The sequence below is a fragment of the Novosphingobium sp. TCA1 genome (genome assembly GCF_009811895.1).
Lineage (GTDB): Bacteria > Pseudomonadota > Alphaproteobacteria > Sphingomonadales > Sphingomonadaceae > Novosphingobium > Novosphingobium panipatense_A.
Map to the genome: position 1 here is coordinate 1 of NZ_BLJH01000115.1, position 1275 is coordinate 1275.

1 protein-coding gene is annotated in these 1275 nt (G+C 60.9%); it reads right to left on the minus strand.

The genetic code is table 11. The features are described 5' to 3' along the window. Window positions 1-34: 34 nt before the first annotated feature. Window positions 35-1212, minus strand: a protein-coding gene (locus tag NTCA1_RS28295) for an IS3 family transposase (RefSeq protein WP_159832499.1) whose coding sequence is annotated in 2 segments (ribosomal slippage) — window positions 35-948 and window positions 948-1212 — 1179 coding nt in all. Because the reading frame shifts where the segments join, the coding sequence is not laid out codon by codon here. Between the last annotated feature and the right edge of the window lie 63 nt (window positions 1213-1275).

Consider the following 1275-nt stretch of genomic DNA (forward strand, 5'->3'; position numbering starts at 1 on the left):
TGATCTGCCCCCACCGAGTGGCCCGATTGGTTTGTTAGTGGATTAAGCCCATCGCCGCCATATCCGGACGGAGGTGGAGCGAAGCGGAACCGGAGGCCGGATATGGCGGTGTCGCCGTTTCCGGTGCCGGCGGTCGGTAGCCCAGGCTGCTGTGAGGGCGAACGGTGTTGTAATGCCGCCGCCATGCCTCGATCAGCACCTTGGCCTCAGCGAGGCTGTAGAAGATCTCGCCGTTGAGCAGTTCGTCGCGAAGCGACCCATTGAAGCTTTCGTTATAGCCATTCTCCCATGGTGATCCCGGGGTGATATAGAGCGTCTTCACGCCGATCTGCCCCAACCATTTCTGGACGGCGGTCGCGATAAACTCGCTACCATTATCGGATCGTAAATGCGCTGGTGGCCCACGCGAGATGAACAGGTCAGCCAGCGCCGCCAGCACATCCTCGTGTTTGAGCTGCCGGGCAACGATGAGTGCCAGGCATTCCCTGCTGGCCTCGTCGATGATCGTCAGAATCCGGAACTTGCGGCCATCGTGCGTGCGCCCTTCGACGAAGTCGTAGGCCCACACATGCCCGGGATACTCAGGCCGCAAGCGGATACATGATCCGTCGTTGAGCCACAGGCGTCCCCGTTTGGGCTGACGCAGCGGGACCTTCAGTCCTTCGCGTCGCCATATCCGCTCGACCCGTTTGTGGTTCACCGTCCACCCCGCATGGCATAGCAACGCCGTCACTCGGCGGTAGCCATAGCGGCCATATTGCTTCGCCAGCGCGACGATGTCCTCCGTGAGCGCCTGTTCGTCATCTGCCCCACGCGGCACCTTGCGCTGTGTCGATCGATGCTGCCCCAGCACCCGGCATATCCGTCGCTCGGACACCCGGATCGGCAAATCTCGTCGCAACTGATCGATGCAGCGCCGCCGCCGCGCGGGGCTCAGAAGTTTCCCTTGGCAGCTTCCTGCAAGATCAGCTTGTCCAACGTCAGATCCGAAATCGCCCGGCGTAGCCGCTGGTTCTCTTTCTCCAGATCCTTCATCCGCCTCGCCTGGTCGGTCTTCAGGCCACCATATTCCTTGCGCCAGCGATAGTATGTCTGCTCGCTGACTGCGATCCGGCGGCACGCCTCTGCTGTCGAGGCTCCCTGCGCCAGAACAATCTCAACTTCACGCAGCTTGCCGATAATTTCTTCCGGCTTGTGCTTCTTGCTCGGCATTCATCGTCCCTTTCGTGGTCCAAACTATCATAGTCTCTGGGCCACTCAGCGGGGGGCAGATCA